The sequence below is a fragment of the Desulfothermus naphthae genome (assembly GCF_054657475.1).
Map to the genome: position 1 here is coordinate 93,319 of NZ_BAAHYQ010000001.1, position 21,648 is coordinate 114,966.

General features: G+C 34.1%; 19 protein-coding genes. 5 read left to right on the plus strand and 14 right to left on the minus strand.

The features are described from left to right. Window positions 1–27 precede the first annotated feature (27 nt). The 10 genes from nuoD to ACYQ1E_RS00490 all read right to left on the minus strand — a co-directional run bounded on the left by nuoD (window position 28) and on the right by ACYQ1E_RS00490 (window position 12,158). A complete protein-coding gene (nuoD, locus tag ACYQ1E_RS00445; RefSeq protein ID WP_459874695.1) occupies window positions 28–1,197 on the minus strand; it encodes an NADH dehydrogenase (quinone) subunit D in 1,170 nt (389 codons plus the stop codon). Beyond that, entirely contained in the window at window positions 1,178–1,651 is a 474-nt protein-coding gene (locus ACYQ1E_RS00450) for an NADH-quinone oxidoreductase subunit C (protein ID WP_459874696.1), read from the minus strand. The genes nuoD and ACYQ1E_RS00450 overlap by 20 nt, the downstream gene beginning before the upstream one ends. A 2-nt stretch (window positions 1,652–1,653) precedes the next feature. Then, a complete protein-coding gene (locus ACYQ1E_RS00455; protein WP_459874697.1) occupies window positions 1,654–2,163 on the minus strand; it encodes an NADH-quinone oxidoreductase subunit B in 510 nt (169 codons plus the stop codon). Next, complete coding sequence (locus tag ACYQ1E_RS00460) at window positions 2,154–2,510, minus strand: NADH-quinone oxidoreductase subunit A (protein ID WP_459874698.1); 357 nt, start codon at window positions 2,508–2,510, stop codon at window positions 2,154–2,156. The genes ACYQ1E_RS00455 and ACYQ1E_RS00460 overlap by 10 nt, the downstream gene beginning before the upstream one ends. A 277-nt stretch (window positions 2,511–2,787) precedes the next feature. Continuing rightward, the gene (locus ACYQ1E_RS00465; RefSeq protein WP_459874699.1) at window positions 2,788–5,769 is read right to left on the minus strand and encodes a UvrD-helicase domain-containing protein; all 2,982 of its coding nucleotides are present in this window, start codon (window positions 5,767–5,769) and stop codon (window positions 2,788–2,790) included. 1 nt (window position 5,770) lies between these two features. Further along, window positions 5,771–7,414, minus strand: a complete 1,644-nt coding sequence (locus ACYQ1E_RS00470; RefSeq protein WP_459874700.1) for a sensor histidine kinase — start codon at window positions 7,412–7,414, stop codon at window positions 5,771–5,773. Next, complete coding sequence (locus ACYQ1E_RS00475) at window positions 7,389–8,189, minus strand: MogA/MoaB family molybdenum cofactor biosynthesis protein (RefSeq protein ID WP_459874701.1); 801 nt, start codon at window positions 8,187–8,189, stop codon at window positions 7,389–7,391. Before ACYQ1E_RS00475 ends, ACYQ1E_RS00470 begins: the two co-directional genes overlap by 26 nt. Beyond that, window positions 8,171–8,770 carry a glycerol-3-phosphate 1-O-acyltransferase PlsY gene (plsY, locus tag ACYQ1E_RS00480; RefSeq protein ID WP_459874703.1) on the minus strand — a complete coding sequence of 200 codons (600 nt, stop codon included), beginning with the start codon at window positions 8,768–8,770 and terminating at the stop codon, window positions 8,171–8,173. The genes ACYQ1E_RS00475 and plsY overlap by 19 nt, the downstream gene beginning before the upstream one ends. After that, the gene (locus tag ACYQ1E_RS00485; protein WP_459874704.1) at window positions 8,758–10,845 is read right to left on the minus strand and encodes a ribonuclease catalytic domain-containing protein; all 2,088 of its coding nucleotides are present in this window, start codon (window positions 10,843–10,845) and stop codon (window positions 8,758–8,760) included. The genes plsY and ACYQ1E_RS00485 overlap by 13 nt, the downstream gene beginning before the upstream one ends. Before the next feature lie 32 nt (window positions 10,846–10,877). Beyond that, window positions 10,878–12,158 (minus strand): IMP cyclohydrolase, encoded by a 1,281-nt coding sequence (locus ACYQ1E_RS00490; protein WP_459874705.1) that lies wholly within the window; start codon window positions 12,156–12,158, stop codon window positions 10,878–10,880. Between the two features lie 458 nt (window positions 12,159–12,616). Between ACYQ1E_RS00490 and ACYQ1E_RS00495 the strand changes: the two genes are divergently transcribed. Genes ACYQ1E_RS00495 through ACYQ1E_RS00505 form a run of 3 tightly spaced genes read left to right on the plus strand, consistent with a single transcriptional unit; the run spans window position 12,617 to window position 15,108 of the window. Beyond that, complete coding sequence (locus ACYQ1E_RS00495; RefSeq protein WP_459874706.1) at window positions 12,617–12,967, plus strand: hypothetical protein; 351 nt, start codon at window positions 12,617–12,619, stop codon at window positions 12,965–12,967. 10 nt (window positions 12,968–12,977) lie between these two features. Beyond that, window positions 12,978–14,261: an adenylosuccinate synthase gene (locus tag ACYQ1E_RS00500; protein WP_459874707.1), complete on the plus strand. Its 1,284-nt coding sequence runs from the start codon at window positions 12,978–12,980 to the stop codon at window positions 14,259–14,261. A gap of 10 nt (window positions 14,262–14,271) precedes the next feature. Further along, window positions 14,272–15,108, plus strand: coding sequence for a hypothetical protein (locus ACYQ1E_RS00505; RefSeq protein ID WP_459874708.1), 837 nt, complete (start codon window positions 14,272–14,274; stop codon window positions 15,106–15,108). Window positions 15,109–15,177: 69 nt separating this feature from the next. Here the strand turns inward: ACYQ1E_RS00505 and ACYQ1E_RS00510 are convergent, their stop codons facing one another. Next, on the minus strand, window positions 15,178–15,537 hold the full coding sequence (locus tag ACYQ1E_RS00510; protein WP_459874709.1) for a flagellar basal body protein: 360 nt from the start codon (window positions 15,535–15,537) through the stop codon (window positions 15,178–15,180). 625 nt (window positions 15,538–16,162) lie between these two features. Between ACYQ1E_RS00510 and ACYQ1E_RS00515 the strand changes: the two genes are divergently transcribed. Further along, complete coding sequence (locus ACYQ1E_RS00515) at window positions 16,163–16,954, plus strand: IS1634 family transposase (protein WP_459874710.1); 792 nt, start codon at window positions 16,163–16,165, stop codon at window positions 16,952–16,954. A 181-nt stretch (window positions 16,955–17,135) separates the two neighbouring features. Next, the gene (locus tag ACYQ1E_RS00520; RefSeq protein WP_459874711.1) at window positions 17,136–18,254 is read left to right on the plus strand and encodes a transposase; all 1,119 of its coding nucleotides are present in this window, start codon (window positions 17,136–17,138) and stop codon (window positions 18,252–18,254) included. A 599-nt stretch (window positions 18,255–18,853) separates the two neighbouring features. On the opposite strand, the gene ACYQ1E_RS00525 is transcribed toward ACYQ1E_RS00520, so the two are convergent. From ACYQ1E_RS00525 to ACYQ1E_RS00535, 3 genes are all read right to left on the minus strand, one after another. After that, window positions 18,854–18,997, minus strand: coding sequence for a hypothetical protein (locus ACYQ1E_RS00525; protein WP_459874712.1), 144 nt, complete (start codon window positions 18,995–18,997; stop codon window positions 18,854–18,856). Between the two features lie 300 nt (window positions 18,998–19,297). Beyond that, complete coding sequence (locus tag ACYQ1E_RS00530; RefSeq protein WP_459874713.1) at window positions 19,298–20,437, minus strand: hypothetical protein; 1,140 nt, start codon at window positions 20,435–20,437, stop codon at window positions 19,298–19,300. A gap of 97 nt (window positions 20,438–20,534) precedes the next feature. Then, complete coding sequence (locus ACYQ1E_RS00535; RefSeq protein WP_459874714.1) at window positions 20,535–21,593, minus strand: CsgG/HfaB family protein; 1,059 nt, start codon at window positions 21,591–21,593, stop codon at window positions 20,535–20,537. Window positions 21,594–21,648: the final 55 nt, after the last annotated feature.

Sequence of the window (21,648 nt, forward strand, 5' to 3'; positions counted from 1 at the left end):
TTTCCTTTTTTAGGCCGTTAAAACCTATTACCTATCCACATCTGCCAATACAATATCTATTGTTCCTATAAGGGCTATCAAATCAGATAGGAGCCTTCCCTTTGCAAGCTTTGATATAACCTGCAAGTTCACAAAGGAAGGAGTCCTTATCTTAACTCTATATGGATGTTCTGATCCATCACTTACAATATAAAACCCAAGCTCACCTTTTGGCGCCTCTGTGTGGTGAAAGACCTCACCCTTTGGAGTTTTAAATCCCTTAACAACCAAAAGATAATGGGGAATTAAATATTCACCATTAACCACCTTTTCTTTTGGAGGAAATGCTACTTTATAATCATCTATCATTATGTCACCTTTTGGTATCCTATCCAGGGCCTGAAGGATTATCTTGCAGCTCTGTCGCATCTCTTCAAGTCGTATCAAATACCTGTCATATGTATCACCATTTTCTCCAAGGGGCACTATAAAATCAAACTCATCATAACCTAAATATGGATCCACCTTTCTGATATCAAAATCCAGTCCAGATCCCCTCGCCATTGGGCCACTTAGACCCCAATCTAAAACTTCCTCTTTTGTGAGAACCCCTATGCCCTTTGTCCTCTTTATCCATATTGGATTTTTTGTAAGTAGGGTCTCACAATCTTTCAGCCTCTCTGGAAATTCTTCAACGAATTTTCTTATCTCTTGCTCCATCCCCTCAGGAAAATCCTTTGCAACTCCGCCCACACGAAACATGTTTGGAAACAACCGTTTTCCAGCCCATTTTTCAAAAAAATCCATTATCACTTCTCTATCTCTTAGGGCATAAAAAAGAGGAGTCATAGCCCCAAGGTCATGGCCATGTGTAGCCAACCAAAATAGGTGACTGGCAATCCTTGTGAGCTCCGCCACAATTACCCTAATATATCTTGCACGGGGAGGAATCTCTTCAATTCCAAGCAACCTTTCTACTGCCAAAATATATCCTAGACTATTAGCAGCACCTGCCAAATAATCAATTCTCTCTGTCAAGGGGATAGACCTATGATAGGTCCTATTCTCCATAAGCTTTTCAATTCCCCTGTGCAAATACCCAATATCAGGGTCACAACTTACAACTACTTCTCCTTCAAGCTCCACTACTAACCTCAGTACTCCATGAGTACTTGGGTGCTGAGGCCCAACATTTAATTTAATTATTTCTTTTCTCATCTCTTCCTTCTACTGGATAATCCTTTCTAAGTGGATGACCATCAAACCCTTCCCAAAGCAAAATCCTTCTTAAATCAGGATGTCCGTCAAAAATTATACCAAACATATCATAACATTCTCTTTCATGCCAATTGGCCGTTGACCAAAGGCCAACAACAGAGGATATGTGAGGAGGATCTCCCTCTGCATAACTCTTTACCCTTATAAGCCTTTTTTCTGCATGGCACCACAGATGATAAACCACCTCAAAACGTGGTTCATTAGGGAGGTGATCTACTGCTGTTAAATCTATCAAATATCTATACCCAAATCGATTTCTGAGTAGCTTAAGTACGTCTATGATGCATTCTGGTTCAACACTCAATGAAATCTGTCCGCGAAATTCCTGAACAGATTTTATTGCTCCTTTTGGTAAGGCAGACAAAACTTTCTCAGTGTACCCTTTTATATCCATAACTAACTCTTCACTTTTTCAGGAAACTTTATATGTTCATATTTCTTGGTGAGCCACTTATCCTGCATTATTTTTTCGTGAATCTTGGTAACTCCATATAGCAAGGCATCAGGAGTTGGAGGGCAGCCTGGGACATACACATCTACCGGCAAATATTTATCAATACCCTGTACTACCGCATAAGACCTAAAAATACCACCACTAGTAGCACAGGAACCCATCACCATTACCCACTTTGGATCCACCATCTGCTCATAAAGCCTAAGTACTGCTGGCAACATCTTCTTGGTCACTGTCCCGGCTACTATCATCATGTCAGCTTGACGAGGAGATGGCCTATAGGCCTCCATGCCAAACCTTGCAATGTCAAACCTCGAGGCTGCAGTACAAATCATCTCAATGGCACAACAAGCTAGGCCAAAGGTAAGAGGCCACACAGAATACTTCCTCGCCCAATTAACCACCTTCTCAAGTGTAGTTACTAAAATTCCACCAGATTCTTCTATTCCCATCTTAAAGCACCCTTTTTTATTACATAAAACAGTCCAATTAAAAGAATAGCAAAAAATATTAACATTTCTACAAAACCAACAACACCTAAATTCCTATAAACAATTAACCAAGGATAAAAAAATACCACTTCAATATCAAACACAATAAAAAGCATGGCAATGACATAGAATTTAATAGGCACATAAGCCTCTTTTGGTCCCGCAGGATCCAGACCACATTCGTACGGGATTTTCTGAATGTTAGTAAGTGGCTTTTTGCCTATTAAGGAGGACAAAAAAACAACCGCGGCCATTATTAAAATGATAAGTATCAAATATAAAAAAACAGGTACGTAATACACATTCATCGCACTTACCTTTAATTTTTTAGGAATTATTTCTTTTGAAAATTGCTTAAATCAAGAGAAAATCATTTGTCAAGAAAAAAAAGTATTATTCAGAGATTCTCGGTTAGGGACAAATTAGATTATTTGAGAATGTTTATCTAAAGATATATATAAATCTTTGCTTATTAGCTTTAATCCATCAAGGCTTAACCCTCATTACGCAAAAACTTCCAATAATTTAAGTTTCTCTAAAAAACGTAACTTTTTTCAAGTTGTTAAATAGAGAAGTATATCAAAATTATGTAAGAGAGCTATCCACAATTTTTTTTCTTTTTTTTAGCTTCGCCTTTATCATTACGGCCTTATCAAGCCTGAGTTTTTTTAGTATTGGAGATACCGCTGAAGTTATTTTTTTACCAAAAATAGTCCTTTTTTCAGCATAGCTAAGATATAATTTTGACCTTGCCCTGGTTATTCCAACAAACAAGAGTCGTTCTTCTTCCTCTATATTTGCATCTGATAAGGAACTCTTATCCGTTGAAAATGCTTCTTTGCAAAAAGGGATTATATTTTGCTCTAGGGCTGGCAAAAATACTGCTTCAAATTCAAGTCCTTTTGATGCGTGGATTGTGGTTAAACATACTTTTTCTGCCTTTTTTGATATTGTATCATACTCTTTTTGTAAGGCTATCCAATTGAGTAATTTGTTTATATCTCCAAGCTCCTTAAGTTTTGATTTAAATTTTTTATAGGCAGGAGCTGTAAAAAATAGTGGATCAAATATATTCATCTCTCCTGCTATTTTTTCAAGTTCTTTTAAATTTGATACATCTGTTTCTTTAAAAGGTCCACTTTTATTTAAAAGAGAAGTGATAATCAGTTGTAAAAATTTTTCCATATTCGGATCTTCGTAGAAATTCATCTCTTCTGGTGTGGAACATGGGATACCCATTTTATCAAGAGTTTTTTTTATGGGTGGAATGAGGGCTTTAAACCTCAAAAGTACTGCTATTTCTGATGGGGAAATCTGCCCTGTTTTGCCTAAATCCGCCTCTATATGAGAAGTAGCGCCTATTAATCCTTTGATTTGTTTTGCAATCCATGATGCTTCTATAGAAGAGGTAGGTGCCTTGTATAAATAAATCTCTGCCTTGTCATTGCTAGCTGAAAGAGTGCCACTGCCAAATTGAATTAAAGGGGCCGAGAGTTCAATAATTTCTTGTTTTGAGCGATAATTTTCTTTAAGGGATAAAATTTCTAGCCTGGGATAGATCTTTTTATATGTAGATATAATATCTCTTACCCCTCCTCTAAAAGAGTATATCGCCTGATTTGGATCACCGATTCCAAAAAATCCCCTTCCATCAGGAGGAAGTAATAGTTTTATTGCCTCAATTTGAATTGGAGATAGATCCTGTATCTCATCCACTAATAGATGTTCAAAATACAGGTCTTTATTTTTTTGCTTGTTTTTTAAATAAGTTAATAAAAATTCAACAAGGTCAGTATAGTCAAAAATTCCCTTTTCTTTTTTGAGCTGTCTATATTTTTCATGGAGTTCCTTTGAAGTTATTGGGAGCATTCTTTCCCTTTCAAATAGATATCTATCCCACAACCCTTGTTTAGCCCCTTGTAAAAATAGGATTTTTGCCTCTGTTTCACTTAGGATAATAGGATCATGACCTAATTCTTTTTTTAGTAATTCGTAACCAAGACTGTGTATTGTTGATATTTTGGGAATAGAACGTTCTCTATAATTACCAAGTCTATTTTGCAGTTCTAAAGATGCAGCGGTGGTAAAGGTGAGTATCAAGATTTTTTCTGGTAATACCTTTTTTTCTTTTATTAAGTGTATAGTCCTTCCAATTATTGTCCTGGTTTTTCCAGTTCCTGGACCTGCAATTACAAGGCAGGGAGTTTTTTCTGTACAAATTGCCTCAAGTTGTTCTTTATTAAATTTTATTTTTGATTTTTTAAGGGAGCTTTGATTTTTTTTAAGCGGGAGTTCTACCTTTTTGAAAGACTCTTTTTCTTTGATATCTAAAAAGATAGAAATCCTGCCATACTGACCATCAAATCCAGGTTCTTTATGGACCTCTCCTTTTCTCATCTTGTCTATGCCAATGGCAAGCTTGGGAGAAAATTTTCTCAACTCCTCAATTGGTACATGCATAAGGATATTTATCTCTGATCTAAATTCTTTAATAAGTGATGAATATATATTATAGACCGCCTTTGTGTTTGGCCCTTTTCTTGTGATTTCAGAAATGATCTCAGGAAGAGGAATAAGTGAGTGAAAATCAGGTGCATGGGGAGGTTTTTTAGGAGTTTGTCTATCAGATAAAGATATGATTCTGTGCATCACCCCAATGGTGAGAGGTTGTTTGCACACTGGACAAATATTATTAAGTTCAATTGACTTAAGAGGATCAAGTACCACTCCACATTTTCTATGCCCATCAAGGTGATATTTACCTTCTTCTGGAAAAAATTCTATTGTCCCCAGAAAATTCCCTGTCCTGTATTTTAGTGCATTATAAATGTTGTAATAAGATATTTCCCCCTTAAACAGATTTGCCTCTCTGCCCAATTTTGGTCCTGAATGTGCGTCAGAGTTTGATACAAGGTAAAATCTATCCAGCTCACTCCAAAGCCAATTCATTGGTGGATCTGATGATAGACCTGTCTCCAGTGCAAAGATTTCCTCAGTAAGGGAACCAAAGCACTCAGATATTGTGTCAAAGCCCGATTTTGAGCCGAACAAAGAAAACCAGGGAGTCCATATGTGAGCAGGGATCAAATAGGCCTTATCGTGGGTCTCCAATACCATCTCAAGCAGATGTTCACAATCAAGACCCAAAATAGGCCTGCCATCAGATTCTAGATTGCCTATTTGAGCAAGTTTTTTGTTGAATTTTTTTGCTGCTTCAATACTTGGCATTACAACCAAATTATGAATTTTTCGAACCTTCCCACCCTTTTTGTATATTGAGCTAATCTCTGTAGTAAGGATAAAAGATAGTTTTGGCTCTATTTTTGATTCTAATGGAATTTCTAACTCTTTCTCTAGGCTTGAGCTATCCTTAAGATATAGGAGTCCATCTTCCTTTTGGTATAGATATTCTTCTATTTCTTTCATCCATCCAGGATGAGTAAAATCACCTGTCCCAATCACATCAATTCCCTTTATTACACCCCATGCTGCTAGTTTTCTTATAGTAAGGTTTTTGCTGGTTGCACGGGAGTATTTTGAATGTATATGTAGATCTGCTACAAACAACTTATCCTCCAATGTGTTTATTTAAATATATCTTTGCAATGGTTCCTTTGCTTCGCCTGTTTTTTATATCTAATACACAATTGTTTTGTCTACATAGGCGTACAGCAATGGATAGTCCGAGTCCAGATCCTTGGGACTTTGTTGTGAAAAAGGGGTTGAATATTTTCTTTATGTTATTTTTATCTATCCCTTTTCCCATATCTTGAACAAAGATCATAAAGTTGTTTAATCTGTCCTTTCCAAATCCTATAATAATTTGTTTTTTTTCTGTTTTTTCCATTGCTTGAATACTATTTAAAATAAGATTATACATAACCTGCTTTAATTGGTCCTGATCCCATATTATTTTCTTTCCTTTGATAGAAGGTGTGAGTTTTATTTCTACATTTGGATTTGTGAGTTTTATTTGAAATATTAGCTGGGTCAAAAAATTTTCTAAATCTATCTCTTCACTCACTGGATCCTTTGGCCTTGCAAAGTATAAAAAGTCCTTAAGCAGGTTGTCTAGCCTCTGTATGTCCCTAAATATCACCTTTTTTAGTCTTTCTTTTTGTTTTGTGGTTAGTTTACTATTATTTAAAAGCTGCAATGATCCCTTTATGCCTGATAGAGGATTTTTTATTTCATGGGCCAGTCCTGCAGCGAGTTCACCAAGAGCAGCTAATTTTTCCATTTGAACAACCCTTTGCTCTAGTTCCTTTATTCTGGTTATGTCAGAAAAAATAATTAAATAACCTCCATTGTTCGGTGTTTTTGAAAGCGTCACTCCAAGAATACGTCCTTTATCTTTTATTTCATCTCTGATCAAATCCTCTTTATTCCATTTATTCCATATTTCATAAAAAGGATAAAAAACTTCTCTTAATGGTTTTGTTAAAATATAGGAATCATTAAGATTTAATATTTTTGCACCCATTTTATTTATACTCTCAATATTACCATTTTTATCTAAAACTATAATTCCACTATTTATCCAATCAAATACTTTTGTTTTTAATATATTAGCCTTAGTCAGTGCATCTTTTTGTTTAGCGATTTCTTTCAATAAAATTTCTTCTCTTGACTCTCCCATTCTTGCAAGAAGAAAAATTAGACATAAAGCTAATAGCTGTAATGAGTTATAGTAAAGAGCTGTATGTGCATTTAATGTTTTTAAATTAAATATATTTACACCTTTTAATTGGAAAACAGTCACTGCAATAAGTATTAATAAAATAGAAGTAAAGGTAAATATCAATGTTTTTTTTCCTAGTGTTTTCCCATATAAAAAAACAATTGCCAAAAATAAAAAACTTCCATTAGAGGATATTCCTCCAGTTATAAGTAAAAAATAAGTGGCGAGTATTATATCTGTTATAAGTTGAAGTCTAAAAAATAAAAGAATATTAGAAAAAAAGCGCCATGTTATTATAAAAAAGAGGGTAAAAAAGAGTCCACTAAAAATAAAACCCAAAATATCTTTATGTTCAAAAAATCCACCAAGAGAATGGGTAAACTCAAAATTTTCAATGTTTATTATTAAAATTGGTAAAGATAATACTATAAATACAATAAGACGAAATAAACATATCTTTACAACAATCTTCTCAAGATGTTCCTCGAAATTTTTGGAAAAGATTTTAGTTTCCACATTCTGTTGGGTCATTTTTTATCTTATCAAGGATATGTCTAAGGGCTGGTAAGATGGAAGATAGATTTTCTAATACAGCCTTTTTACTCCCAGGTAGATTAATGATTAATGATTGTTTAGCTATTCCACAGATTGCCCTAGATATTATTGCATGTTTTGTCTTTTTCAATCCTTCAGAGAATATTGCGTGTTCAAAACCCCATAGCCGTCTTTCTATTATTTTTTCTGTTGCATCTGGTGTTATATCTCTCTCAGTCACCCCAGTACCACCTGTAGTAATTATCAAATCGAACTTTTTCAAATAGGCCATTTCGGTCAAAATATTCAATAGCAAGTGATAATTATCAGGAATGGTGATTGAAAGGCATTGACATAGAGGCAAATGGCTTTTTATTAAACTTTCTATAAGTGGTCCACTCAGATCCTCTCTTTTTCCTATAAATCCTTTATCACTAAGGGTTATCCTTGCCAAAGAAAAGGAGTTTTTCCATAAAATAAATATGTTTTTTTCTTCTAAAGAAATATCATCTAAAACCATTAACTCTATATCAATTACTAAACTTGAGGAAATATTAGTCCAGAGAATATCTACTATTTTAAATTTTGGATGATTTATGTCTTCCCCTAAAAAGGATCCAATGGATATTTTTTCAATATCCCCTATGAATTTTGCAGGACAATCATAATTAGAAAAAGGGGCCAATATAGCCTTAAAAGGCTGCCCTTTTTTTAATAAAATTGGCCCCTTATTTATAGCAATTTCTACATAAGTTAAATTTTCTTTTTCCATGTATTTTCTTGACCTTTTAAGACTCTAACAACATTATCTTTATGTTTGTTTATTACAAGTAACATGATTATAAGTGAGAGTATAAAGTATATAAATCCTTTTTGAAATAGCATGAAAATAACCATTACCATCACAAGGATTATTGACCCAAGGGATACATATCCTGTTAAATAAATTATTAAAAGGGATATTATAGCAGAAATAATTAAAGCACATGGATTTAATATAAGATAGATTCCTATAGTAGTTGCAACTCCTTTTCCTCCATTATAATTTAGAAAAACAGAATACATGTGTCCTACTATAACAGAAATAGCTGCTAAAGAGATAAATATAGGATTTGCAGACAATTTAAATGCAATAGCAACAGAGATTATTCCTTTTAACATATCTAACAAAAAGGTGCACAGGCCGTAGAAAAATCCACATGTCCTTGCTACATTTGTAGCTCCTATGTTTCCACTCCCTACTTGTCTTAAATCTATTCCCTGTTTAGATTTTGCGATAATCAAACCAAATGGTATTGCCCCGATAAGGTAAGAGATGCCTAGCCAGATTAGTTGAGCAATTAATTGTTCCATGTTTCTTCCTCCACTTTTTTTATTTTTATTATGTTGTTTAAAGGATCAATTTTATTAAACCTCAGCCAAAATTTTTTCCCTAAAAATACTTCTCCTCTGAACAGACTCTGAGGGACTTTAACTAATAGTTGCTCAATTGGTAGTATCATTGTGTAATTTTGAGGATCCCTATCTACCACTATTGCCTGCCAGTTTTTCTTTTTACTATATCTTTTTAGGTATAGCAACTTCCAGTATCTAGTTCTAAACTTTTGTATTTTTGTGGCTTCTTGTAACCTGACGCTTAAATAAGGCAGCATAGATTCCAATTTTTCTTTTGACCAAGGGGCGTTACCCCCCAAAGCTCTATCTATTTGTGCTATATTTAAAAAATCAATGTATCTTCTTAAAGGAGAAGTTATTGGAGCATATCCCTCTGTTCCCAATGAAGCATGGGGTCTTGGTATTGTTTCAATGGTAGTTGCACTCAGAAGTTTAATTACGCCATAAATCTTAACAGGATCTCTCCATACACCGCTGCTTTCCCTGGGAAGGGTTATGTCCTGGTTGCGAAATATAAGTGGGATATCCTGTGTCTGAGCCCACTTTGCAGCAATTGAATTTGCAAGGATCATAAATTCTGATACTATTAATTGTGCCTTGTTATAGGGTTCTGGCTGTATTAAATCTATTTCATAATCATCCTGCATTGGAGTTAACACTATTATGGGCTCGAGCCTTTCAATTATTACTGCACCCTTTTCTAATCTTTGTTCTCTAAGCCTCTCAGCTATCTTGTGAGCTCTTATTAACTGGGGATCCTTTTTTTGTTCTATTAATGACTCAACCTCCTTGTAGGTTAAGTTAGATGCCACCTTAATCCACGATTTTTTTAGTTCATAAGATTTAATTGTGCCAGAAGGGGATAGATCAATTTTGATTATTAAACCAGGTTTTATCTTTTTGGCATGTAGACTAAATAGATCTGTACCTAACTCTTCTGGCAACATATGAGTTGTACCTTCTGGTAAGTACAAACTGGAAGTCCTTTTAGCAACTTCTTTATCTAGCTCTGTTTCAAATTGCCATCCTAAAATAGGGTATGCAAAGGCAAGATACAGTGTATATCCTGTTTCTTCTGTTCCTTCTATGTAAAAAGCATCATCGATATCTTTAGTTGAAGCAGAATCAATAGAAATAAAAGGTATTTGTTCTGGATTTCCCTGTGTCCTATAAAAATTGTCTTTTATTTTTTGAATCTCTTGTTTGAATTTTTCACTCCACTCATCACCCCATTTATAATCAGCCTGATCTAAGAGATAGTTATAGTGTTTTGGTACGAGATTCCAGATTTGTGCCAGTATAAGAGGTAGATGAGGTTGATCTGGAATATCCTGGGTGAGTTTTTTCCACTTGCTTTGAAAACCTTTATTATCTGGATTTGCAATACCCTTTTTTAAAAAAAGTACCAATTCATTTCTGATATTTTCTTCCAGATGTGGTAGTTCCACTTTTGGATTTTGTCTTTTTTCCCAGAGGATGCTGAAAAATCGTCTCCCCGCATCAATTATTTTTCTTTCTATTTCAGCCTGTTTTAATTGATTTAATTTATTTTCAACTATATCAGGAGAAAATATTTTAAAGTTAGGATTTACAAACTTAAAATGGATTTTGTCTTCAACCAATGCCCTGCCCAATCCTGCCACATGATTGGCGTCAGGAGTTTCCCACAAAAGTTCTGCCAGCCAATGAACAGTACATTCTTCAACTTCCTCATGGACCAATTGCCAGATTTCCTCGGTATTTATTTTTGATTTTATTTTTTCCCTCTCTGCATGAATAATTTGCATTTTGTCAAGGATATCTTGACGAAGTAGGTCTTGCTTAAGATATGGACCAATCCAGGGTAATATACGACTTTTAGTGATCTTTATTGTCCTGTTCTGTTGTGTTATTAGGGTCAAATTTTTTTCTGTGGATAAAATACTTCCTATATTCAATTGATTTGAATGTAGGTATTCAACTATACACCCTGGTTTTAGATTTAATTGGTTGTTCACAATTCTTAAAACCTTATTATTATGTACAGGGAACATCAATTGATATTCCCTGTTTTTTAAGATTTATATTAATGTTTAAATGATCTCTGTCCTGTGAATACCATTGCAACCTGTGGAGTTGCTTCATTAACTGCCTTAATGACTTCATAATCATTTAATGATCCACCAGGCTGAGCTATGGCCACGACTCCTTGGTCAATTGCTAAATCCACTCCGTCTCTGAAGGGGAAAAATCCATCAGAGACCATTACTGAGCCAGGTAATCCTCCCTTGTCCTGTTGCACCTGATGGTTTATTTCTTCTAAAAGATCTCTTTGTTTGGTGTCAGACCGGGCCTTTTGTCTAAGTTCGTAAAAAGATAACCCAGTCTTTTCATAGGTCAACTTATCAGCATATTTTACATATGCCTTGTGTATGGTCAAGTCAACGCAGCCAACTCTATCCTGTTCACCTGTGCCTATGGCCACAGTGGCTCCATCTTTGGCAAAGAGAACAGAGTTTGAGGTAACACCTGCTTCAACGGCCCAGGCAAATACTAGGTCATCAAATTCCTTTTTAGTAGGTTGTCGGGCAATAATGGTCTCTCCATCTTTAGATGCCTGGGCTGGCAAAAAGTCTTTAGGTTCAAGTATTTTGTTCCTAAAAGAAAATTGCAGAATCATACCGCCATCAACCAAGGATTTTATATCTAAAAAGGGCTCATTTATCAGTTTTTCCAGATTTGCAAGACCTTCAATTTTCAGTATTCTCAAATTTTTTCTCTGTTTTAAAATCTCTAGGGTTCCTTGTTCATATTCTGGAGCCGCAATTACTTCAAAATAATATTTATTAATAAATTCTGCAGCATCCCTATTAATAGGGCTATTTGTGACAACTGTGCCTCCAAAGGCAGCAATCCTATCGCTGAAATAAGCCTTGCTTAAAGCATCTAAAATTCCTTTATTTGACCAAGCAGCACCACAGGGGTTATTATGTTTTAATATCACACAGGCAGGCTTTTTTGTGAGATATTGAAGAACATTTATTCCGTTGTCTACGTCTGTTAAATTTATCTTCCCAGGGTGTTTTCCAGCTTGAAGCATATTTTCTTCATTTATAGTGGAGAGCAATTGATAATTTTTTGATGGCACCCTGAATTTTACATCTCCCAATTCTAAAGTTCCTTGATATAGTTCATAAAGAGCTGCAGGCTGATCAGGATTTTCTCCATATCTCAAGCCTTTTTCTTCACCACCTATTACCCAAGTACGTTTTTTATAAACCAGCTCCTGGTCGCCGACAGTTATGTGGAGTTCTCTTGGAAAAGGGTCCTTTAAAATAGAATAGTACATTTTTTTTATTTCCTTCATTTTACAAACTCCTTAATGTTAATTTTTTACTTTCTCTTTAATTGATCTTCCAAATTTATTTAAAACTAAAATATAATTTCTGACTTTAAACAAAAAGAGTATCAATGGATTTTAATGAATCATTAAAACTAGTTAGCAAATTTTAATTTAGAAAGTTTGGTGATTCTCCTTTATTTCGAATTGATTTGTGAAGTTTCTTAATAAACAACGGCAAATAAATCAATTAATTGTTTAATAAAAAAATTTTTAGTTTGACAAAGGGAATGCCTGTTCTTTTATCAATTATTTTACTTTAATCAACACTTGAAGGATTGTTTATAAAAGGTTATCCTAGTTATGTGTCAGGAATTTGGGGTTATTAATTTTGCCTATTTAAGCTATAAGCATTTGATATTATTAAACATTAATATTTTTCCATAATTTAAAGTTTGATAACGTAAAGTGAAGAGAGGTGGGGTTTGGAAAGGATACTAGAAAAATTAGCGGACAAACTTTTGTCACTTGATGAGGCATCACTTGTTGGATTGTGGGATAAATATTATCAACAGGTACAGCGGTTTGAGCCCTCCAAAAAATGGGAGCAATCTGTAATTATTCTGTCGATGATCCAGGCTGTTAGGTGGAAAAATCAATTATTTAATGTAAGATGGTTACATCTTACCCGTCTAGAAAAAAGATTTAATAGAAAATTTCCTATGGAGGTCAAAGAAAAAAAAGAACTTGCAGGTCCTGTGTCAGGAGAAAAACAACAAAAACAAAAAGGGAAGGTCATTTTTTTAAAAACCAAAAAAGACGATAAGGGTGAGTAGGGGTAATATTATGAAAAAAAATAGGGTAATTATAGGAAGCCAATGGGGAGATGAAGGTAAGGGAAAAATTGTTGATCTACTTAGTCAGGAAGCTGATGTGATAGTCAGGTTTCAGGGAGGGGCAAATGCAGGTCATACACTTGTTGTTGGAGATAAAAAGATTATTTTACATCTTGTCCCATCTGGAATCTTGCATGAGAGCAAACTTTGTTTAATTGGTAATGGAGTTGTTCTGGATCCAGAAATCTTTTGTGAAGAAATAGATGAATTAGAAAGGTCAGGAATTGTTGTATCTCCTCAGCGCCTTAAGATCAGTTATAAAACCCATCTTATTATGCCTTATCATAAGATGTTGGATAATTTAAGGGAATCAAAAAAGAGTGGAAGTAATAAAATTGGAACTACTGGACGGGGTATTGGCCCAGCTTACGAAGATAAGGTCTCAAGGGTAGGAATTAGGGCCTGTGATGTGTTAGATGAAAAAAGATTGAGAGAAAAAATTGAAAGGGCATTGGCGGAAAAAAATGTATTATTTAAACATTATTTTGATTCTAAAGAAATATCTTTAGATGAGATTTTAGAAAAAATAGGAGATAATCTTAAAAAATTGAGGCCCTATCTTGCTGATATATCAACTGAGATCTACAACGCTATGAATAAAGGAAAGGCTATTTTGTTCGAAGGCGCGCAGGGGACTTTTTTAGATATAGATCATGGCACTTATCCCTATGTAACATCTTCTAATACAGTTGCTTCCAATGTATGTGCTGGTGCAGGTTGTGGAATCAAAGTAATTGATGAAATTTTGGGAGTAGTTAAAAGCTACACAACAAGAGTTGGAGGAGGGCCATTTCCAACTGAACTCAACAACGAAACAGGCGAATATCTCAGGAGCAAGGGAGGTGAATTTGGGGCCACTACTGGACGACCTAGAAGATGTGGTTGGCTTGATCTAGTTGTACTCAGAGAGTCCGTGAGGCTAAATAATATAACATCCATAGTGCTGACCAAATTGGATGTGTTATCAGGTTTAGACCCTTTGAAAATATGTACCAAATATCAATTTAATGGCAAGGAAATTTTATATCCTCCTCAGATAGAAAATGGTCTCGCAAAAGTAACACCGATTTATGAGACAATGAAAGGGTGGAATGAAGATATTTCACAAATAAGGAATTTTGATGAACTGCCCCCTGCAGCACTGGATTATATACGATTTATAGAGGATTCACTTGAGGTTAAGGTAAAAATTATCTCAGTCGGGCCTGAGAGATCCCAAACAATCTTTAGGTAGATTAATCTTTGTGAATAGAGAATTTTTACTTGAACATAAAAGGTCAATCAAAATATTAAATGTGCTTAAAAATAGTCCGCCCAGGGTACTTATAATCGAGGGCGGACTATGTGATGATAGGGTTGAAATAGGAAAATATTGGAGTGCCCTTGTAAATTGTCCCTTTGATCAATCACCCCCCTGCCTTGAGTGCGATTTGTGTAAAGGTATTCTGGAACAAAGGTCGCCTGATTTTTATATATTAGATGGTAGGCATGAATCTATAAAAATTGACCAGGTTAGGATAATACAAAGAGACAGGGATATACCTCCCAGAGAAGCCAATTATAGAATTTTTTTATTTAATGAAGCCCAAAATTTGTCTGTTCAGGCAGCAAATTCTCTTTTAAAGGTACTAGAAGAGCCAGAAGATAAAAATCTCTTTGTTTTATTGGTGCCTCAAAAAACACTCCTTCTTCCCACTATAATTTCTAGGAGTTTTTTACTTACTTTGAGGTGGAAAATAAGGGAGTTTGAAGAGGAAAACATAAAGAAGATAATTAAGGGCCTTTTAAATTTTTGGGTTAGTGGAAAAGGACTTTTTAATATTTTAAAAGGTAAAAAAACAGATAAGAATCTAGTTAAAGAGATAATATTTTCTCTTCAAAGGTCTATCCTTAATACCCTTTCTAAGGACCCATTAAATGATGTGACCGAATTTTTTAAAAAAAATATTACTCCTTATAATTTCTGGAATGTGAACTATGTCTTGAACCAGGCTTATTTGATGTTAGAGACAAATTTATCTGCTGAAGATATATTGTACTGGCTAGCATTTAATTTGTACACAATTTTTAATTTAAATTAACTGGTAGCTTCTAAAACTCTCGGTGGAAAAAGTTAATATCTATTTTTTAATGTTCTAGTTCCGTTAGTTTTAAACTAATTTATTAACAACTTCACCATTCATTTGATCATTTACCCTGATTACCTGAGCATTTGCATTATATGCATTTTTATTTTCCAGCAATTCAGTAAATTCAGTGACAAGGTCTGTTTTACTGGGCTCATTTTTTCTTTCTGTCTCCATCTGCTCTTGTGGTTGCCCTTGGGTCCTTAGCTCTTCATCTTGCCTGGAGATATCTTGAATTCGAACCCCTTGTCTATTAGGGGCCTCTTCCATACTTACCCTTGACGGTTTAAAACCAGGAGTGTTTACATTGGCTACATTATTTGCATTTACCTGTTGTCTGATTCCATAAGCATGTAAAGCACTTATGCTTGGAATATTATTCATACTCCTCCTCCTATATTTAGAACTATTTATAAATATTATTCAAGAATTTCCAATATGTCAATAAAAAAACAGCAATTCCAGCAATTCTCGGTGAGTTTTGTAAACGTAGGATTTATAAGGAAATACGAGAAAAATTATAATTTTTTTTTCGTAAAATATATTAAAAAATATACAAAAAAAAACTCTATAACTATTTCTTATAACAAAATAAATCCGTAAGATCAAATTTTTTCTCACCGAGAATTGCTGCAGCAATTCTCGATGAGGGACAAATTAGATCATTTTAGATGTTTTATCTCCTTCTTTCAGATTCAAAAAACTACCCTCTATTAAAAATTTAAGAAAATTTGATATAAAATACCACTTCTCTTCGGTAAAATATCCTCTTATAATCTCTTTTTGGACGCACTACTCCCTCAAACTTATTTCCATAAATTCAAAAAATATTCTCTCACAGGAGTTTCAGAGTTAATTTAGAAAGTTTTGCTAAAACCCGCATCAATTAAGGGATTGGAGCACTTCTTTAAGTAGAACCTATCATATTTTATTAATCTTTCATTATTTATTACAGTATCTTTATGGCACATTTATACAAAAAGAAATTAAAGGTAGAACCTATTGGTATTTGAGAGAAACTGTCAGAGAAGGTAAAAAGGTTAAAGTAAAATGGCAAAAGTACCTCGGCACACCTGATAGTATTCTTAAAAGACTCAAAAAAGCTGAATCATCTGGTGTGCCTCTGAGGATCCAAAGTGAGGAATTTGGATCAGTGTTCATCGTTAATGAGTTAGAAAATATCATTAACACCATTGGCATTGTTGACTCTATTGTCAAACCAAATCCTCGTGAAAAAGGCCCATCTTTAGGAGAATATTTTTTTTATGCCTGGGCTAGTCGTTTGATAGAGCCTAAAAGCAAAAATGCTATTGGCCAATGGTACAGAAAAACCGCCATAAGTTCTATTCGCAAAATTTGTATTTCAGACCTTACTTCTGCCAAGTACTGGGAAAAATGGAATAGGGTTTCCCCACAACAGATAGATGCTATTCAAAGGGCCTTTTTTGAAAAAGTTTGGGCTACCAAAAAAAGGTCACCGAAATGCTTACTATTTGACACAACCAATTATTACAGCTACATGGCCTCAAGCACACAGTCAGAGTTATTTGAACGTGGCCACAACAAGGACAGCAAACATCACCTTCGCCAAATAGGTCTTGCTCTTGTTGTAGATTCGGACACTAAATTACCTTTATTCTACCGAGAATATAAAGGAAATGAGCATGATTCAAAAGTCTTTAACAGCATTATAGATGAGATGTTTGGGGTCCTTTGCGAATTTAATCAGGAAAATACACACATGACCGTTGTATTTGATAAAGGGATGAACAGTGAAGATAATATCAGCAATTCTCGGTGAGTTTGTGGAGTTAGTATTTAAGGGGTAATACAAGAAAAATGATATTTATTTTTCGCAAAGTATGGGGAAAAGGAGGATATTGAAGGTTTGGGGAAAAATTGTACTAATGTTTAAATAATTCCTTGTAATTATTATACAAAGAAGTTATAGTAGAAAAAAATTAAGAGAGAGGAATTATTTTATGCATATAAAAAAACATTTAAGTTTTACAGCATTAAGGGAAAAATTGTCTAGTCGGGTGTTAGAGATAGAAGATAAGCGTGATCAAAGTAAGGTGAAACATAGTCTCCATGATTGTTTTATGAGTGGTTTTGCCATGATGTTTTTTCAGGATCCTTCTTTATTATCTTTTCAACGCAGGATGAAAGAGAAGCAAAATAGGAGTAATTTAGAAACAGTTTTTAAAGTAAAATCAATTCCTAAGGATAGCCAGATTAGGGAAGTTTTAGATAATAGTGATATTGATAAGTTAGAGGAAGTATTTTTAGATTATTTTAAGGCATTGCAACGAGGTAAACATTTGGAGAATTATCGATTTTGGGGAGGGAAGTATTTGATTACATTAGATGGGTCAGAGTATTTTAGTTCAGAAAAGATATGCTGTCCTGGGTGTCTTGTAAAGAGATCTAAGAGAGGTAAAGTTCGTTATTACCATCAGATTTTACAAGCAGCTTTAGTGCATCCAGACCATAGACAGGTAATTGTTTTAGCACCTGAACAAGTAAGGAATACAGATGGAACAGAGAAGCAGGATTGTGAAATAAATGCAGGGAAAAGGATATTAAATAAGATTAGACGAGCTCATCCGAAATTAGGGATTATAATAGTGGGAGATAGTCTTTATTCAAAACAGCCATTTATTCAAGAACTAAAAGATAAAAATATGAGTTATATTCTAGTAGCCAAGCCTAAGGATCATAAGTTGATGATGGAGTGGGTATCAGAACAAAAGAGGATGGGAAATGTATCGAGAATGGAATACAAGGATAAGAAAGGCCGTAAACATGTATATGAATGGATAAATGAAGTACCATTAAATGGATATGATGATACAATTTGGGTAAATTATTTTGAATATAAGATTATAGGAGAAGAGAAAGTTAATTATCAGAATAGTTGGATAACAGATATAACCCTTAGTAGAGACAATATAGAACATTTAGTAAGAGGTGGCCGATCGAGATGGAAGATAGAGAATGAGACGTTTAATACATTAAAGAATCAAGGTTATCACTTAGAACATAATTTTGGTCATGGTAAGAAGAATTTATCAATAATTTTTTTTCTTTTAAATTTATGAGCATTTTTTGTACATCAGATATTAGAATTAACGGACCTATTATATCAGAAATGTCGAGCGAAATTTAGTTCTCGGAAAGAATACTGGAATCATTTGCGAGTGACATTTCGGATTTTGTTATTTGAGAGTTTGGAGGAATATCTGAAGTTTTTTTACTCTCCTCCATAGTAAAAAGTGTTTTGAGAGAATATTTTTTGAATTTATGGAAATAAGTTTGAGGGAGTAGTGCGTCCAAAAAGAGATTATAAGAGGATATTTTACCGAAGAGAAGTGGTATTTTATATCAAATTTTCTTAAATTTTTAATAGAGGGTAGTTTTTTGAATCTGAAAGAAGGAGATAAAACATCTAAAATGATCTAATTTGTCCCTCACCGAGAATTGCTGAAGATGTGTAGGAAAACTTGATATTTTTTGAAAATTGAGCGATAAAGTTGTTGTTCACAGGTAATTTTCCTCCTTATGGAGTGTTGACTAATCACCTATTTAGGAAATTACCTGTGAACATTCAATTTTTTTTTTCAGGCAAAGTTATGGGACTTATCAATAACTAAGAAATTCATAACACAAATCAACATGCAGTTTTCGGAACTTTAGTTTGTTAATTATTTGCAAATGCTTTATCAAATTCTTCCCATGGAATTTTTTTAGATAAAATTACCAATGGATGTTTAGGATTAATTTGATCTAATAAATCAGTACATAACAAACTAGGTACTCTATATTTTGGCGAACGCGTTTGCATATAACTCACCTATCATTTTTTTAACTTTTTCGACCAGTTTTTTACAGATTTTTAGCCTTTTCTGGTAGATTATATTACATTAATTAAGACAGATTAGCAAGTATTTTCAGTGAATTATATACTTTTTAAGCATCGACTACGATAACGATCTGACAATGTGAAAAATTCTTCTCTTTTTTTTTCTTTGGTAGCTGCTTTATTATCCTTTCTCTTCGTGAGTTTATTAGTTCTACATACTAAGTGCATCAACTGAATCTCCAATTTTAGAGACAAAATATTTTTCAAACCATATAGGAAAGTCTATTTCACACTGACGTTAATGGACAACCTGTTTGCAGAGAAATCTGTAACATCTACGTTAAAACCATTAATTTTCTTTAATATTAATTCCTGGGATAAAAATTGAGTATTACCCTTCAAATCAATTTCAACAACAGCACGACCATTGGTAAATGATCTTTGATGTATTGCTTTTATGCCTCTTATATTTTGTATAAGTACATGCTTGAATTTAATAAACTGTTCATAATTCAATCCATTGATTATCATGTTGACGCTTGTTAGATTCGTAACATCACTGCTCCACTTGCTAAGAATTTGATCGATGAAATATGTGGCAAGTTCAGAGCCTGCTTTTTGGCAAGCTTTTTTCCCTGCTATAACTTCAGCTATATCAAGGTCTGTTGCGTGTTTACCGTCAGCCACTAAAATTTCTGCTGTATCAGTTCTAATAGCCCTTGCTTCAACTCTTGCACGGCAAGTTGTAAAACCACTGACAACTCTACCAGCCGATTCGCTAAATGCTTCACCAATTATTATTATTTCTGCACCATATTCTAATCCAATCTTAGCGGCAAGTTTAGCATCGCCTTCTATTCCCGCTTTTATTTGTTCGTTATATCTAATTTTCGATACTTGTGATTGATCAACCACTTTAAATCCCTTTTCCAGCAATTTCTTAATAATTTCTGTTTCACAGGCGGGATCATGAATTGTTCTATGAATATGGTATTCTGGAATTATAACCATAATTCTTGGTTTATGTTTTCTGGCTATTAATAGCCCTAAGGCTTCTAAATCATCTTGTATTTTTATTTTAGAAACATGCGATTCTATTGAAACCCTGTATAAATTTCCATCAGAAACTTCATTGAGAATTGTATATTCTTTAATATAGCCCCTAGCTTGAGTGTATATTGAGTCACTAATAAGCACTGAATTCTTAACAATAGTTTCAGAATTAATAAATGTACCTATTGCTTTTTCAACTGCTCTACGAAGTGCATCTTCAATAGCAACATCTCTTGCACGACTCTCGGCTTTTTCGATAATAATATCCCCAACACCTTCGGAATTCACAGTAATAAAATCTTGAGAATATGAAAAAATTGGGAAAAAAACTAGAGATAAAACTATAATGATTCTCAGTTGCTTATTCATAAAGATTAACTCCAACTTATCAAAAAAGATATCCACAGAATCTTTTATGTGAATAGATAAGCCCACAGTAAAACATGGGCTTATCTATTCACATTCACTATTTTTCAGGATTAATAACACCTTGCTCTTCTAATTTTTTTCTCTCTGCTTGTAAACGTTTAACATTACTTATTTCGGTAATGTATTTCTCTGATGGTTTTATTTTGTTAGCCTCTTTAAATGCTTCTATAGCTTGCCTATACATAAAATTATATTCATATGCGAGGCCTAAATTGTACCATGAAGCAGATTCTGTTGGGGCTTTGTCTTTGGCTAGTTTAAACTGTTCTAAGGCATCTTTCCATAACCCTTGCCTCGCAAAATTTACACCAGCTTCTGATTCAGGTAATTTAGACTTTTCAAACTTTACTTGGATATAAACAGTATACGGCACTATCATGTTCATAAATGTATCAATCATGCTATTTACAGCACTGGAAACAATTCTATCTTTATCAGGATTAGCGGGCCATTTGTTGTCTTCCCAATCTGAATCACTTGCCTCTTTTGATATTGATTTTACAGCCAAAATTTGGCCAGTAGTTAATCCGATAACCTTTAACGTGCTATTTACTTTCGCAATCCCTTTGACATTATATGACTGGTGCCATTTTCCTTCTTTATCCTGCCAAGCTTTACCTTTCCAGCGTTTTAATTCATACTTCATATTAGCATTTCCGGTAATTAAACAAGCGGCACCTATCAATTTCCCCAATTTTGCAGCTGTCTCGGTATCGACTGCCCCACTGAGATTTAAACGCTGTTCTCTCATTATTTTATCCAGATTTTGTCTATCAACGACGGTAAATTTGCCCGATTCAAATAACCTGCTTGTCAATAAATCAGCCACAGATGGTCCAATATTACCGTTAATATCTCCTACCGCAATGGTATCAATTCCACGCAAGTTAACTTCAGCTGGCTTTAAAACTGGAACACGTGCAGTGGGAGCACAACTGGCCAAGAAGGCCATAACAAAAATAAAAAGTAATCCAAAATAACAATAATTCTTAAACTTCATTTTCTCTTCATCACCTACCTGTACTTGAGCTTTTACTTCAAAACTTACTCCTCCCATCATGCCTTTGCTTTGATCTTTTGTAAGAATTAATTTCATTTTAAATCCTCCTCTTTGAGATTGTTAATGGGTTTCTACTTATTATAGACTTATT